Source organism: Mesobacillus maritimus, assembly GCF_044803185.1.
In the GTDB taxonomy this organism is placed as follows: domain Bacteria; phylum Bacillota; class Bacilli; order Bacillales; family Cytobacillaceae; genus Mesobacillus_B; species Mesobacillus_B maritimus_B.
The window spans coordinates 4,098,342-4,113,346 of record NZ_CP085225.1 but is presented as its reverse complement, the minus strand read 5'-3'; the positions used below and the strand labels follow the sequence as shown (position 1 = coordinate 4,113,346).

The following is a 15,005-nucleotide window of genomic DNA, read 5'->3' as shown; positions in this document are numbered from 1 at the left end:
ACATGACGGCACAAATCATTGATGGAAAAGAAATTGCTAAAAGAAAAAAACAGGAAATTTCTGTAGAGGTTGAAGAGTTAAAGAAATCTGGAGTGACTCCAGGGTTGGCTGTAATTCTAGTAGGGAATAACCAGGCATCCCAAACCTATGTTAGAAGCAAGCAGAAAACCTGTAAGGAACTTGGGATGCATTCTGTCTTGATTGAATACAACGAGTCTGTAAGTGAAGAAGAACTTCTCAGTAAAATTGGACAGTTAAATGTTGATGATTCTATTCATGGAATTCTTGTTCAGCTTCCTCTCCCAGGGCATATAAGTGAAATGAAAGTCATTGAAACCATTTCACCAGAAAAGGATGTAGATGGGTTTCATCCTGTAAATATTGGGAGAATGATGATTGGGCAGGAAGCATTTCTCTCTTGTACTCCTTATGGAATTCTCGTTTTACTAAAGGAAACGGGGGTTGAACTTGAAGGTAAGCATGTGGTCGTCGTTGGCCGGAGTAATATTGTTGGAAAGCCTGTTGGCCAATTATTACTTAATGAAAATGCGACAGTTACATATTGTCACTCTAGAACAAAGGAACTTGAGAAACTAACACAGTCAGCTGATATTATTATTGCTGCTGTCGGTAAAGCAGGGTTTATTACGAAAAACCATGTAAAACAAGGTGCAGTTGTTATAGATGTAGGGATAAACCGCAATTCCGAAGGGAAATTATGTGGAGATGTCGCTTTTGATGAGGTGCAGGAACAGGCAGGATATATTACTCCTGTACCAGGTGGTGTAGGACCGATGACCATAACGATGCTAATGTATAATACATTAAAGTCTGCACGGAATTCCCTCACCAAACTCCAGAGAACAAATAGTTAATAATACTGCCTATATCTGGCAAGTTTGTGTACTCCTTTCTACTAGATAGTGACGAATGGAGCTGCAAAACTTATAATAGATATAGGCAGTTTTTTACTGCATGAAGATATATTTATGTGTGATACCATAGGCAGCACCAGCCAGCACTTAGCGATAGGCAGGGGTTTTATATGAAAGAACAACGTCATTTAACTGTATTTGCATTAACAAAGTACATAAAAAGAAAGTTTGATGCAGACCCGCATCTACAGGGGGTCTATGTAAAAGGCGAGATTTCAAACTTTAAGCAACATTCAAGTGGTCATATGTATTTTACCCTTAAGGATGAAAAAGCCCGAATTTTAGCTGTGATGTTCTCGAGCTATAGTCGATCGATGAAGTTTCGCCCGGAAAACGGCATGAAGGTATTAATCAGAGGTGATATTACGGTCTATGAGCCGAGTGGTCAATACCAAATTTATGTGAAAGAAATGTCTCCTGAAGGCATAGGGGATTTATTTTTAGCCTATGAGCAACTTAAGGAACGGCTTGAAAAGGAAGGGCTCTTTTCACATCAATATAAAAAAGAGCTCCCTAAGTTTCCTCAAACCATCGGTGTCATTACTTCACCAACAGGTGCGGCGATTCGTGATGTCATTACAACGATTAAGCGGAGATACCCGATTGCAAATATCTTAATACTCCCAGCACTTGTTCAGGGAGAACAAGGGGCATTTTCAGTTGTAAAGTCAATTGGAGCCGCCAACAAAAACAAAGAAATCGATGTTTTAATTGTAGGTCGCGGTGGTGGGTCTATTGAGGAATTATGGACCTTTAATGAAGAGGCTGTGGCGAGGGCTATTTTCGCTTCCGATATTCCCATTATCTCTGCGGTAGGGCATGAGACCGATTTTACGATTGCTGATTTTGTTGCGGATATGCGAGCACCAACTCCAACTGCCGCAGCAGAACTTGCCGTTCCACATATAGATGATTTAATGGAAAAAGTCTTGAATCGACAAGGAAGGTTGATTCGGTCAATGAAAGAGAAAGTGTCTGCTCAACAGGACAGATACAATCGACTGAGAAAATCCTACGCCTTTCGATATCCTCGGAGGCTTTATGAACAAAAATTAGAACAAGTCGATCGTTTAACCGAATCACTAGTACGAAATGCAAGTAAGTTGTCGGGAACAAAAGCAGAGCAACATTTACAATTAACAAAAAGACTTGAGCGAAGACATCCTGAGGAACTAGTAAGAATCTCAAAGGATAGCCACTTACGCCTAACGAAAAGACTTGATAGAGCCATGACAGGAATTCTTTCAGAAAAACAAAAGGAATTTACTGGAGTGATTGCTACGCTTGAGGCTTTGAGCCCATTAAGAATTATGGAGCGGGGTTATAGTCTCTCGTACTCAGAAAATGGAAGTTTAATTAAAAATGTCTCACAGGTTAAAAAGGATGATGCAATCCGAGTCCAATTATCGGATGGACAAATCAACTGCATAGTCAGAAACGTCGAGGAGAGTGAAGGAAATGGCTAGTGAAAAGGGTTTAACATTTGAAGAAGCCATGGAAAAGTTAGAAGTAATTGTTGAAAAGCTAGAGGAAGGCGACGTCCCCCTTGAGGAAGCCATTTCTTTCTATAAAGAAGGGATGGAGCTTTCAAAGCTATGTCATAATAAGTTAAAACATGTAGAGGGACAGCTTACGCAGATTCTAACGGATGATGGGCAGGTTGTTGACTTCTCCATAGATGAGGAGGAATAAGCTTGCGAATCGACCCACTTGATACGTTCATAAGTCACTATAAACCGTTAGTTGAGAATCGACTTGAAAATGCTGTTACTCAGTTAGAGGCACCGGAGTCATTAAAAAACTCAATGCTCTATTCTCTTCAAGCGGGTGGAAAACGGATTAGACCGTTGCTATTGTTTGCCACTTTAAAGGCGTTTGGATATAAACCAGAAATGGGTGTTGACACGGCAGCTGCGATTGAGATGATACATACATATTCCTTGATTCATGATGATCTTCCAAGCATGGATGACGATGACCTACGTAGGGGAAAGCCAACAAACCATAAAGTTTACGGAGAGGCAACAGCAATCCTTGCTGGAGATGCCCTATTAACTTTAGCGTTTAAGATGGTTGGAAGTATTGATCCGGAAACTGCTGATGCAAACGTAAAGCTTGCTTTAATTAATACCCTCTCAAAAGCTGCAGGGGCAGAAGGAATGGTGGGTGGCCAAGTAGCTGATATGGAGGGCGAAGGGGAAAAGCTTACGCTAAAGGAATTAGAGTATATCCATATCAATAAAACAGGTCGTTTACTTGCTTATAGCGTTTTAGCCGGAGCAGAAATAGCTCAAGCGAACCAAAGTGTTAAGGATAAATTGTCCCAATTTGCTCATCATATAGGACTTGCTTTCCAAATTAGGGACGATATCCTAGACTTAGAGGGTACTGAAGAGCAGATTGGTAAGCCGATAGGCAGTGACACCGAGAATGAAAAAAACACCTATCCATCGCTACTATCGCTCGAGGGAGCTAAGAAGGCACTAACAGAACATATTAGCCAGGCGAAGCAAGCTCTATCAACTACCGGACTGGATACGACTCTTCTAGAACAAATAACCGATCTTATCGGTCTGAGGAATTCATAAAATAGGGGAGGCATTGAGCCATAAGGCTGATTATGCTATAATCCATCCTGATTACCTAAATGAACGTGCTATTAAGTCAGAAATGAAAGTGAGTGATCCGGAATGGATCTTTTATCGATAAAAGACCCTTCGTTCTTAAAAAATCTCTCCACCAAAGAGTTGGAATCACTAAGTAAAGATATCAGAACATTTTTAATTGAAAAGCTGTCTACAACAGGAGGCCATATTGGTCCCAATCTAGGTGTTGTTGAACTTACAATTGCTTTGCATAAGTGCTTTGATAGTCCGAAGGATAAACTTATTTGGGATGTAGGACATCAGTCTTATGTGCATAAAATTCTTACTGGACGGGCATGTCAATTTGACACATTACGAAAGTATAAAGGTCTTTGTGGCTTTCCAAAAATGATTGAAAGTGAACATGATGTTTGGGAAACTGGTCATAGCTCAACCTCTCTGTCTGCTGCGATGGGGATGGCTGTGGCTAGGAACCTAAAGGGAGAAAAGTCTCATATTGTTCCTATTATTGGAGATGGTGCGCTCACGGGCGGAATGGCCTTAGAGGCTCTAAACCATATTGGACATGAAAAAGAAAAAATGATTGTTATTCTAAACGATAATGAAATGTCAATCGCTCCGAATGTTGGGGCAATCCATAATGTCTTAGGGCGTCTGCGGACCGCAGGGAAATATAATAAAGCCAAGGATGAACTTGAATTACTCTTGAAAAAAATTCCCGCAGTTGGGAATCAACTTGTGGGTACCGCTGAGAGGATTAAAGATACATTTAAGTATATGTTAGTCCCTGGAATGTTTTTTGAAGAGCTAGGATTTACTTATCTGGGTCCGGTAGATGGTCATAATTATGAGGATTTACTAGAAAACCTAGCATATGCAAAAAAATATGATGGTCCGGTTCTGCTTCATGTTCTAACTAAAAAAGGGAAGGGCTACCGTCCTGCAGAAAATGATAAAATTGGAACTTGGCACGGAACAGGCCCTTATAAAACCGAAACCGGTGATTTTGTGAAATCTGGAAATACTGCACCAGCATGGAGTTCACTAGTAAGTGAAACTGTTCGAAGAGTGGCAAGGGAAGATAAACGGGTAGTTGCCATTACTCCGGCAATGCCTGTTGGTTCTAAATTAGAAGGGTTTGCAAAGGAATTTCCTGACCGCATGTTTGATGTCGGAATTGCTGAACAGCATGCCGCAACCTTTGCTGCGGGACTTGCCACGCAAAAAATGAAACCATTTTTAGCCATTTATTCGACATTCCTGCAACGGGCCTATGATCAGGTTGTCCATGATATATGCCGCCAAAACTTAAATGTTTTTATTGGAATCGACCGTGCCGGATTGGTCGGTGCTGATGGAGAGACCCATCAAGGGGTCTTCGATATTGCCTTCCTTAGAAACCTTCCAAATCTTGTTCTTATGATGCCGAAGGATGAGAATGAAGGACAGCATCTTGTTCATACAGCATTAAAATATGATGATGGTCCAATTGCACTTCGGTTTCCACGCGGTAACGGCTTAGGTGTCCCAATGGATAAAGAGTTGAAAGACATTCCAATTGGTTCGTGGGAAGAACTTAGAGATGGAGAAGATGCAGCAATTCTAACCTTCGGGACTACAATCCCCATGGCGTTAGAAGCCGCCGAGCTGTTAGAAAAACAAGGAACATCCGTTAAGGTGATTAATTGCCGATTCCTGAAGCCATTAGACCTTCCTATGCTTACTAAAATTCTTGAAAGAAAAATGCCAATACTGACGATTGAAGAGGCTGTGCTTCAAGGTGGTTTTGGGAGTTTTATTATCGAAACGGTAAATGAACTGGGGTATCATGATACCCGAATTGACCGTATTGGAATTCCAGATAAATTTATTGAACATGGGAATGTAAATGAACTACTAGAGGAAATCAATCTAACGACGAAAGCCGTTGTTGATAAAGTGACAAAGCTTGCTAGGCAAAAAGAAAAAAGGGCGTAACGAATGAAAATTAGAAAAGAACGTTTAGATGTGCTACTTGTAGAAAGAGGACTTGTGGAGACGCGTGAGAAGGCAAAACGAGCCATAATGGCTGGACTTGTCTATTCAAACGAGGAGCGCTTGGAAAAGGCAGGAGAGAAAGTGAATGCTGATATCCAACTAACCGTAAAGGGGAATGTCCTGCCCTATGTTAGTAGAGGTGGCCTAAAGCTAGAAAAGGCTTTAAAGGTATTTAATCTTGATGTAAAAGATAAGATTATGTTAGATATAGGTGCCTCTACCGGTGGCTTTACTGATTGTGCTTTACAGAATGGAGCAAAAATGTCGTACGCTTTGGATGTAGGTTATAATCAACTTGCATGGAAATTACGGCAGGATGAGCGTGTGGTTGTCATGGAACGGACGAATTTTCGTTATGTAACAGCAGCGGATTTGCCTTATGGGATGCCAGAGTTTGCATCCATTGATGTGAGCTTTATTTCCTTAAAATTAATCTTGCCAGTACTTAAAAACTTGCTGATTCAAGGTGGGAATGTGGTGGCATTGGTAAAACCACAATTTGAGGCAGGTCGTGACCAAGTTGGAAAAAAGGGAATTGTGCGAGACCCTAAAGTCCATCTGTCCGTTCTGGAAAATATCATTGATCTCTCTTTGAAATCAGGTTTTAATGTAAAAAACCTTTCATTTTCCCCTATAACGGGCGGAGATGGGAACATAGAGTTTTTGCTTCATTTAAATCTTAAATCCCCTGAGGGAACGGGAGACCAACAACTAACTATTGAACCTTCACAGGTTGTTGCTCAAGCTCACAGTGAACTGAAAACAAAACGTACAGAGGAACAGGACTAGCCCTGTTCTTAGGCTGTCGAGAACCTCGACAGCCTTTTGTTTTATTCACTAACTTCAACAATAATAGCAGTAATTATTCTTATATAGTTATTGCATTGTCAGTTGTTGACTTTTGTAGAATGACCAAACGAATGATTGTACATTGTCGGAAAATCGGATAACATAAGAAGTAGTTTATATATAATGTTTTCGTATTACTAGAGGTGATATTGGTGAATAAAGGACAGCGTCATATTAAAATTCGTGAACTAATTGCGAATGAGGATATTGAAACTCAAGACGAGCTTGTTGACCGTCTAAAGCAAGATGGGTTCAATGTAACTCAAGCAACGGTTTCACGGGATATAAAAGAATTGCATTTGGTGAAGGTGCCTCTCATTGATGGGAGATATAAGTATAGTCTTCCAGCGGATCAACGTTTTAACCCACTCCAAAAATTAAAACGATCTCTAATGGATGCATTTGTTCGGATTGATAATGCTTCGAACCAGCTAGTAATGAAAACCATGCCTGGGAATGCAAACGCGATAGGAGCTTTAATAGATAAACTTGACTGGGAAGAAATACTCGGAACCATTTGTGGTGACGATACGATTCTTATTATTTGTCGAAATCCTGAAGATACTGAATTAATAAAAAATCGTTTTCTCGAAATGCTCTAAGAAGAGGTGACATTGTTTGCTAAGCGAATTATCAATTAGGAATTTTGCTATTATTGAGTCTCTCTCTATTTCTTTTCGAAAGGGATTAACGGTTTTAACGGGGGAAACTGGCGCAGGGAAGTCAATTATTATTGACGCCGTCCATCTTCTTGTGGGAGGACGCGGTTCAGCGGAATTTGTTCGTCACGGGGAAGATAAGGCAGAAATTGAAGGATTATTTTTTCTTGATTCCGAGAGTCATCCTTGCTATGCCAAAGGAAAGGAATTTGGGATTGAAATCGAGGATGGAATGGTTGTTTTACGTCGAGATATTTCTAAAAGTGGAAAAAGTATCTGTAGAGTCAACGGAAAGCTCGTGACAATCGCAATATTGCGTGAGATTGGTTCAACTCTAATTGACATTCATGGTCAACATGAACACCAGGAACTCATGGATGAGACAAAACATATCAATTTATTAGATCAATTTGGCTCAAAGGACATCTATCCAGCCCTTTCTGAATATCAAATGGTCTTTAAATCCTATGAACAAACCTTGAAAAAGTTAAAAAACCTCAGCGAAAATGAGCAACAAATCGCTCATCGACTCGACCTAATTCAATTTCAATATGAAGAGATTCAGTCCGCTCAATTAAAGCTGAATGAGGATGAAGAACTAACAGAAGAAAAAAGAAAACTGAATAATTTTGAGAAAATCTTCGAAAGTATTCAATCGGGCTATACTTCATTAAAAGGAGATCAAAGAGGTCTTGATTGGATTGGGATGGTAATGGATCATCTCGAAACTGCAGCTGATATTAATCCGGAATATAAGGAGTTACATGAATCAGTTACCAATTGTTTCTATCTACTTGAGGATGCTGCTAGGGTATTACGAAGTGAATTGGACATACTAGAATTTGATCCTCGGCGCTTAAATGACATTGAGGACAGACTGACAGAAATAAATCAATTGAAACGGAAATATGGACAAACAATCTCTGATATTTTGGAATATGCAGCACGAATTGAGGAAGAAATCGAAACCCTTCAAAACAAAGAAGTCCACATTGGGCAAATGGAAAAGGAACTTGCTTCCTTGAAGAAGGATCTAGAAGTAGAAGCGTTAAATCTTACCAAGGCAAGGGAAAAGTGGGCAAAAAAACTGACGAGCCTTATCCATCAGGAATTAAAAGAGCTCTATATGGAAAAGACTTTATTTGAAGTTAGGATCGATAACCATGGGAATCAGTTCTTGAAAAATGGTAGGGACAAGGTAGAATTTTATATTTCAACAAATCCTGGAGAACCATTAAAACCATTATCCAAAATCGCTTCCGGTGGGGAATTATCGAGGATCATGCTAGCGTTAAAAAGTATTTTCTCCAAACATCAGGGAGTCACCTCCATTATTTTCGATGAGGTCGATACCGGTGTAAGTGGAAGAGTGGCTCAAGCGATTGCTGAAAAGATCTATAAGGTAGCTAGAAATTCGCAGGTTTTGTGTATTTCACATTTGCCTCAGGTGGCAGCAATGTCTGATACACATTTGTATATTAATAAGGAAATTCAGGATGGCCGTACTAGGACTTCTGTATCACCTCTGACCGATTTAGAAAAAATTCGTGAAATTGGCAGGATGATTTCAGGCGTTGAAATCACGGATTTAACTAGGCAGCATGCAGAGGAATTGCTTAACATGGCTCAATTTATGAAGACCGCAAAATGAAAGCTATCAATTATTGGATAGCTTTTTTATTTTCTTCCGGTTATAAATGATAGGCGTCAAGGCAAAATTAAGACTGTAGCCATAAGATGTGTGTGAACTAGAAGCGAGGAGAGTGAAAAGATTGAAAAAAGAATTTCTCAGAAGAGTTATTGGTGGAATTCTCCTTGTTTCATTAATCGTTATGGGTTTTTCGAAACCTGTACAGGATTATATCTCAATCCCTAAGGAAATAACTTTATTTGAAGGTCAGGAGTTCGCTCTTACCAACTCCCTCCCCGCCTTGGCAAGTGTTGATTCAAATAGTAAACAAATTAATACAGAGCAAGATGATGATTCGATATCGATTAAAGCTGTAGATCAAGGTAAAGATGAATTGGTTCTGGAACTGGCAGGTCTGCCGATAAAAAAGGTAGATGTTAATGTATTGAAGGATTTCAGAGTGATGCCAGGGGGACAGTCCATTGGTGTTAAACTGAATACAGTAGGTGTTCTAGTAGTGGGACATCATCAGGTACAAACTCTAGAAGGAAAAGTTTCCCCAGGGGAAACTGCCGGTATAAAAGTCGGTGACATCATCACAGAAATTAATGGAAAGCGAATTGAAAAAATGGCCGATGTAGGCCCTTTTGTTCAAGAATCAGGAAAAACAGGTAAGCCAATGAAAATCGTGCTCAAACGAGAAACAGAAAAAATTGAGACTACTCTAGAACCAAAGAAGGATGAACATGAAAATACTTTCAAGCTGGGCCTTTACATTCGTGATTCTGCTGCAGGAATTGGTACAATGACGTTCTACCACCCTGATTCACGCAAATACGGTGCACTTGGACATGTCATCTCCGATATGGATACAAAGAAGCCAATCGTCGTTGAGGATGGACAAATTGTTCGTTCGACGGTGACTTCTATTGAAAAAGGTGCAAATGGTGATCCAGGCGAAAAACTAGCTCGTTTTTCATCAGATCGTAAGATCATTGGAAACATCACACGAAATAGCCCCTATGGAATTTTTGGGGAACTAAATGATGATATACAGAATGGCATTCTTGATAAACCAATGCCAATTGCTCTTTCGCATCAAGTAAAGGAAGGTCCTGCGCAAATCTTAACTGTAGTTGAAAACGATAAGGTAAACCTTTTTGACATAGAAATTGTTAGCACAATCCCGCAAAAGTTTCCTGCTACGAAGGGAATGGTTATCAAAGTGACCGATCCTAAGCTTTTAGCTAAAACTGGAGGCATTGTTCAGGGGATGAGCGGTAGCCCAATTATCCAGGATGGAAAGGTCATTGGGGCTGTCACCCATGTATTCGTTAACGACCCAACAAGTGGCTATGGGGTTCACATCGAATGGATGCTTAACGAAGCTGGAATTAATATTTATGAAAAACCTCGCGAAAATGCGAGTTAATTGATAAAAGATAGTGACTAAGTGAGCAGAAACAGGTAAAATAAACTTGGATAAAGCGCCTTGTCCTTTTGGGGCAAGGCGCTTTTTATGAGAAATGCAAAGATTATTCGACAAAATCTCAATGGGTAATTTGTCAACAAGCGAAATAAGTCGAAATACGGAGGAAACAAGAGGATTTACTAGAATTTCTTCCTTTTTTAAGAAAATATAAAAAATAAAAGGATTTCCTGTTGCATTGTCGAATTAGTCATTTAGAATAGTTAATAGGACAGACGAGAGAACATTTGGGACAGAGGAGGAACCAAGGAAGTGAATAAAATTAAAGTTTGCGTCGTAGACGATAATCGGGAACTAGTAGGATTGTTAGAAGAATATATTTCTTCTCAGGAAGATATGGAAGTTGTTGGAGTGGCTCACAATGGGCAGGATTGCCTAGAAATGCTGAGTGATGCCGATCCTGATGTCTTACTTTTAGATATCATTATGCCTCATCTTGATGGTTTAGCCGTTCTTGAAAAGCTTCGTGAGATGGGTAGAAACAATTTACATGTTATAATGCTAACTGCTTTTGGACAGGAAGATGTTACGAAAAACGCGGTGGACCTTGGTGCATCCTATTTTATTTTAAAGCCATTTGATATGGAAAACCTAGGGAATCATATCCGTCAGGTAAGCGGTAAAGCAAAAGGGAATGCACGTAAGCCACTAACTAGCTATAAGGCCGCTCCGGAGCAAAAACCGAAGAATCTAGATGCAAGCATTACAAGTATTATTCATGAAATAGGTGTTCCGGCACATATTAAAGGCTATCTATATTTGCGTGAAGCCATTTCTATGGTCTTTAATGATATTGAGCTTCTTGGTTCAATCACAAAGGTTTTATACCCTGATATTGCAAAAAAATACAATACTACTGCTAGTCGTGTTGAGCGAGCGATTCGTCATGCTATCGAGGTTGCATGGAGTAGAGGAAATATTGAATCGATTTCTTCTTTATTTGGATATACGGTCAGTATGTCTAAAGCAAAACCAACCAATAGCGAATTTATTGCGATGGTTGCCGATAAACTTCGCTTAGAGCATAAGGCTTCCTGAGAGGGCGAGGAATAAAATAATATCTAGTTCGTATGATAAAATATAAAAACATCCTTCTCTAATTTAGGCTGCAGAAGGATGTTTCTTTATTTTTTCTTAAGGCTCTTTTCTCAAACTTTGTTGTTTTTGGATACAAAATAGGATAGATGAAGCTTTGTTCATGCAAAATAGCTATTTATTTTTGAGAAAAGGGCTTGCAAACTTACTATAACGTACGTAATCCCTTACCTTGCGTTAAAATCGGATTTAGGTAGTAAAAATCGGCTTTAAGATTTTTACAATTTTAACAACAATCTTTACGAAAACAGCCTTTCTTAAATAGGGATAGTTCAGGAGTAGTGACACAGTGGTACCGTAATCTAACCCGTTTCGGTTATTTCGCTGAGCGTGATATTTCTTTTAAGGATGTGGTCTTTTGACGCTTATTCTGGCACACCGTGGTTATTCTGCCAACTACCCAGAAAACACGATGCTCGCTTTTGTTGAGGCGGAATCTGTAGGAGCGGATGGATTGGAACTAGACGTACAGATGACAAAAGATGGTGAACTCGTGGTAATCCATGATGAAAAGGTAAATCGAACTACGGATGGAAAGGGTTTTATTAAAGACTTCACTGCAGAGGAATTAAGAAAGCTTGATGCTGGGCATCAGTATAAATCACTCGCCAAGAGAGAAAAGATTCCGTTGTTAGAAGAAGTATTCGAATGGCTAATGGGAAATACAATGGTGTGCAATGTGGAGTTTAAGAACGGGTTATTTCCCTATAAAGGGATGGAGGAGAAAGTGATTGCTCTTGTTAGGCAATATCAGCTTGAGAATCGAATTGTTTTATCTTCTTTTAACCATTACAGTGTGGTTCACTCGACAAGCTTGGCTCCAGAAATTGAGACGGCACCATTATTAGCTGAAGGCCTTTATATGCCTTGGATATATGCTAAATCTATCCGTTCTAGTGGCTTTCACCCGCATTATCGTGCGGCGCCCGATCAAATCATTAAACAGGCCATTGAAGCAGGGATTGCTGTTCGGCCTTATACAGTGAATAAAGAAACAGAAATGGAAAGGTTAATAAAAGTTGGTTGCTCTGCGATTATTACAGATGATCCTTTAAAAGGCGTAAAGAAAAGAATGGAAATCATGAAAAGGTCGTGACTATTCGTCACGACCTTTTGTTGTGTCCGTTCCTGTAGGGATGCGGAATCGTGCTTGGACTTTATTCCGTTTTCGGTCACGCCTCAAAATGAATCCAGCGATAAAAGCTAGTCCGGCTAGAAAGAGGAAAAGTCCGATAATAAATTGAAGCCACAGAATGGGAAAGGGGGGTTGTAAAATACCGAACACCATATCACGCATAAGTTTGACCCCGTAGGCTGCAAGGGCCCCAGGTATTATCATTATAATAAGTGCAATTATTCTAATCATAGTGATTCCCTTCAAATAAAAGTATTACCTTCAAAAGTATCATAAAACATTGAAGAGATTTGTCAAGAGCTTGAAATTGGAATAGAATGGTTGTGTGCAGAATGTTGCGTACGTATAAGGATAGATATGCAAAAAAATTCTTAGTAGAGGGGTGGGAATATGCAGAAGATTTTAATTGTGGGAGCAGGAACAGGTGGGTTAGCGATTCTAGGAATGTTACAGCAAACCACCAAAATTATTGCTGTTATTGACCATAACCCTAATGCCCCAGGCATACAACGCGCGAAAGAAATGGGGATTCCAACAGGCGTAAATTGGCAAGACTTTTTAACAGAAAAGATTGATTTAGTAATAGATGTTACTGGCGATATCGAGGTATTTAAGAGTATTAGTGAAGCTCGAGGAAAGAATACGATTATTGTGCCTGGTAGTGTTGCTTATATGATTTCTAATTTAATGGAAGAACGGGAAGAGTTGATTCACCAACTTAAAAATGAAACCTATAAGCATGACCTTATTTTTAATTCCAGCGGCGATGGAATGATTGTCGTTAATAAAGCTGGGAAGATTACTCTCTTTAACCGTAGTGCTTCAAAAATCACTGGCATAACTCCTGAGGAGGCAATCGGAAAACATATTCATGATGTAATTCCTCAGAGTCGTCTTCCCTACATTATGAAAACGGGGGCAATTGAAACCAACCAGGAATTAACTCTAGAGAATGGACCAAAAGTGATTACTACTCGTATTCCGATGATTGATGAGAATGACTGTGTGATTGGTGCGTTTGCTGTGTTTAAAGAAATCACTGAAGTAGTTCGGCTTGCTGGTGAAATCACGAATTTAAAGGAAATTCAAACGATGCTCGAGGCAATCATTCAATCAAGTGAAGAGGCAATCTCAGTTGTAGATGAAAATGGTAGGGGAATACTTATAAATCGTGCTTATAGTCGGATTACAGGATTGACGGAAGAGGAAGTGATAGGAAAGCCTGCAACAGCTGATATATACGAGGGTGAAAGCATGCATATGAAGGTTCTTGAGACAAGAAGACCCGTTCGAGGTGTTGCGATGCGGGTGGGTCCAAAGCGAAAAGAAGTGATTGTTAATGTAGCACCAATCATTGTTGATGGGAAACTAAAAGGAAGTGTCGGGGTAATCCATGACATGTCCGAGATACAAAGCTTGAATCGTGAGTTAGTTAAGGCAAGGCAAATCATTCGAACGCTAGAGGCAAAATATACCTTTGAGGATATCATTGGCAAATCGGAAGAAATGAATCTTGCGATTGAACAAGCACGCCTGGGTGCAAAAACACCAGCGACCGTTCTTCTTAGAGGGGAATCGGGAACAGGTAAAGAGCTGTTTGCTCATGCTATACATAATGAAAGTGACCGTAAGTTTAATAAATTTATCCGAGTCAATTGTGCCGCCATAACAGAATCGTTACTTGAAAGTGAACTGTTTGGCTATGAAGAAGGTGCTTTTTCAGGTGCAAAGCGTGGCGGAAAAAGGGGATTTTTTGAAGAAGCAAATAACGGCAGTATTTTCTTAGATGAAATCGGGGAACTTCCAGCGAATACTCAAGCGAAGCTACTTCGTGTTCTACAGGAAAAAGAAATTGTTCGAGTTGGTGGGACAAAGGCTTTTCCGATTAATGTGCGTGTAATTGCAGCGACAAATATTAATTTAGAAAAAGCAATAGCGAATGGAACATTTAGAGAGGATTTATATTATCGACTAAATCGGATGCCGATTCATATCCCGCCGCTACGAATGAGAAAGGAGGATATCCCCCTTTTATGTAATCGTCTTATTCATAAAATCAATCAAGATTATGGAAGAAATATTGAAAATGTCTCTAACAGTGCGGTTCGAAAATTATTAAGTTACAACTGGCCAGGGAATGTTCGGGAATTAGAAAATGTTTTAGGAAGAGCGATTATTTTTATGAACTATCATGAGCTTGAAATTCAGGAATACCATCTCCCTGAATTTGTTGGAGGACATTTAGAATCTAATCAAGATGTCTCGACCGATCTATCTCAGGTCGAAACACTTGCGAACCAATTGAACAAACATGAAATGAATATAATAAAGGATACTTTGTTAAAGGTGAATGGAAATAAAACACTTGCAGCGAAGTATCTAGGTATCTCTGTGAGAAGTCTATATTACAAACTGGAAAAGTTAGGGTATGAATAATTTGGCATGCAGTATATTGCGCAGTGAGAAAAATATTGCAGGAATTTATTTATATGGATAAGACATTATGGTTCATTTAATTTGGCACACTTCTTGCATTAGTTATATTGAGCTTCGGCACAGGTAGGAAAGGG

General features: G+C 39.6%; 13 protein-coding genes. 12 read left to right on the top strand and 1 reads right to left on the bottom strand.

The features are described from left to right. The first annotated feature begins 2 nt into the window (after window positions 1–2). The 11 genes from folD (at window position 3) to LG336_RS19865 (ending at window position 12,396) form a co-directional block, all read left to right on the top strand. Window positions 3–875, top strand: coding sequence for a bifunctional methylenetetrahydrofolate dehydrogenase/methenyltetrahydrofolate cyclohydrolase FolD (gene folD / locus LG336_RS19915; RefSeq protein ID WP_404329223.1), 873 nt, complete (start codon window positions 3–5; stop codon window positions 873–875). Window positions 876–1,045: 170 nt separating this feature from the next. Further along, window positions 1,046–2,401, top strand: a complete 1,356-nt coding sequence (gene xseA / locus LG336_RS19910) for an exodeoxyribonuclease VII large subunit (RefSeq protein WP_404329222.1) — start codon at window positions 1,046–1,048, stop codon at window positions 2,399–2,401. Further along, a complete protein-coding gene (locus LG336_RS19905) occupies window positions 2,394–2,627 on the top strand; it encodes an exodeoxyribonuclease VII small subunit (RefSeq protein ID WP_404329221.1) in 234 nt (77 codons plus the stop codon). Before xseA ends, LG336_RS19905 begins: the two co-directional genes overlap by 8 nt. An 8-nt stretch (window positions 2,628–2,635) precedes the next feature. Further along, the gene (locus LG336_RS19900) at window positions 2,636–3,523 is read left to right on the top strand and encodes a polyprenyl synthetase family protein (protein ID WP_404333235.1); all 888 of its coding nucleotides are present in this window, start codon (window positions 2,636–2,638) and stop codon (window positions 3,521–3,523) included. A gap of 102 nt (window positions 3,524–3,625) precedes the next feature. Further along, window positions 3,626–5,518 carry a 1-deoxy-D-xylulose-5-phosphate synthase gene (dxs, locus tag LG336_RS19895; protein WP_404329220.1) on the top strand — a complete coding sequence of 631 codons (1,893 nt, stop codon included), beginning with the start codon at window positions 3,626–3,628 and terminating at the stop codon, window positions 5,516–5,518. A 3-nt stretch (window positions 5,519–5,521) separates the two neighbouring features. Next, window positions 5,522–6,367 carry a TlyA family RNA methyltransferase gene (locus LG336_RS19890; protein WP_404329219.1) on the top strand — a complete coding sequence of 282 codons (846 nt, stop codon included), beginning with the start codon at window positions 5,522–5,524 and terminating at the stop codon, window positions 6,365–6,367. Between the two features lie 212 nt (window positions 6,368–6,579). Continuing rightward, on the top strand, window positions 6,580–7,029 hold the full coding sequence (ahrC, locus tag LG336_RS19885; protein WP_404329218.1) for a transcriptional regulator AhrC/ArgR: 450 nt from the start codon (window positions 6,580–6,582) through the stop codon (window positions 7,027–7,029). Window positions 7,030–7,045: 16 nt separating this feature from the next. Then, on the top strand, window positions 7,046–8,737 hold the full coding sequence (gene recN, locus LG336_RS19880; RefSeq protein ID WP_404329217.1) for a DNA repair protein RecN: 1,692 nt from the start codon (window positions 7,046–7,048) through the stop codon (window positions 8,735–8,737). Between the two features lie 112 nt (window positions 8,738–8,849). After that, window positions 8,850–10,148, top strand: coding sequence for a SpoIVB peptidase (gene spoIVB, locus LG336_RS19875; protein WP_404329216.1), 1,299 nt, complete (start codon window positions 8,850–8,852; stop codon window positions 10,146–10,148). 282 nt (window positions 10,149–10,430) lie between these two features. Continuing rightward, a complete protein-coding gene (spo0A, locus tag LG336_RS19870; protein WP_404333234.1) occupies window positions 10,431–11,243 on the top strand; it encodes a sporulation transcription factor Spo0A in 813 nt (270 codons plus the stop codon). A 415-nt stretch (window positions 11,244–11,658) separates the two neighbouring features. Next, window positions 11,659–12,396 (top strand): glycerophosphodiester phosphodiesterase, encoded by a 738-nt coding sequence (locus LG336_RS19865; RefSeq protein WP_404329215.1) that lies wholly within the window; start codon window positions 11,659–11,661, stop codon window positions 12,394–12,396. Here LG336_RS19865 and LG336_RS19860 read toward each other — a convergent pair whose 3' ends face one another. Further along, entirely contained in the window at window positions 12,397–12,666 is a 270-nt protein-coding gene (locus LG336_RS19860; RefSeq protein WP_404329214.1) for a DUF2627 domain-containing protein, read from the bottom strand. A gap of 159 nt (window positions 12,667–12,825) precedes the next feature. On the opposite strand from LG336_RS19860, the gene LG336_RS19855 reads away from it, so the two are divergent. After that, the gene (locus LG336_RS19855; RefSeq protein WP_404329213.1) at window positions 12,826–14,871 is read left to right on the top strand and encodes a sigma 54-interacting transcriptional regulator; all 2,046 of its coding nucleotides are present in this window, start codon (window positions 12,826–12,828) and stop codon (window positions 14,869–14,871) included. The last annotated feature ends 134 nt before the right edge of the window (window positions 14,872–15,005 follow it).

What these genes read in the sequence shown, in the direction of transcription:
- folD (WP_404329223.1), top strand. Translation starts at nt 3, where the DNA reads ATGACGGCACAAATCATTGATGGAAAAGAAATTGCTAAAAGAAAAAAA.
- xseA (WP_404329222.1), top strand. Translation starts at nt 1,046, where the DNA reads ATGAAAGAACAACGTCATTTAACTGTATTTGCATTAACAAAGTACATA.
- LG336_RS19905 (WP_404329221.1), top strand. Translation starts at nt 2,394, where the DNA reads ATGGCTAGTGAAAAGGGTTTAACATTTGAAGAAGCCATGGAAAAGTTA.
- dxs (WP_404329220.1), top strand. Translation starts at nt 3,626, where the DNA reads ATGGATCTTTTATCGATAAAAGACCCTTCGTTCTTAAAAAATCTCTCC.
- LG336_RS19890 (WP_404329219.1), top strand. Translation starts at nt 5,522, where the DNA reads ATGAAAATTAGAAAAGAACGTTTAGATGTGCTACTTGTAGAAAGAGGA.
- LG336_RS19860 (WP_404329214.1), bottom strand. Translation starts at nt 12,666, where the DNA reads ATGATTAGAATAATTGCACTTATTATAATGATAATACCTGGGGCCCTT.
- LG336_RS19855 (WP_404329213.1), top strand. Translation starts at nt 12,826, where the DNA reads ATGCAGAAGATTTTAATTGTGGGAGCAGGAACAGGTGGGTTAGCGATT.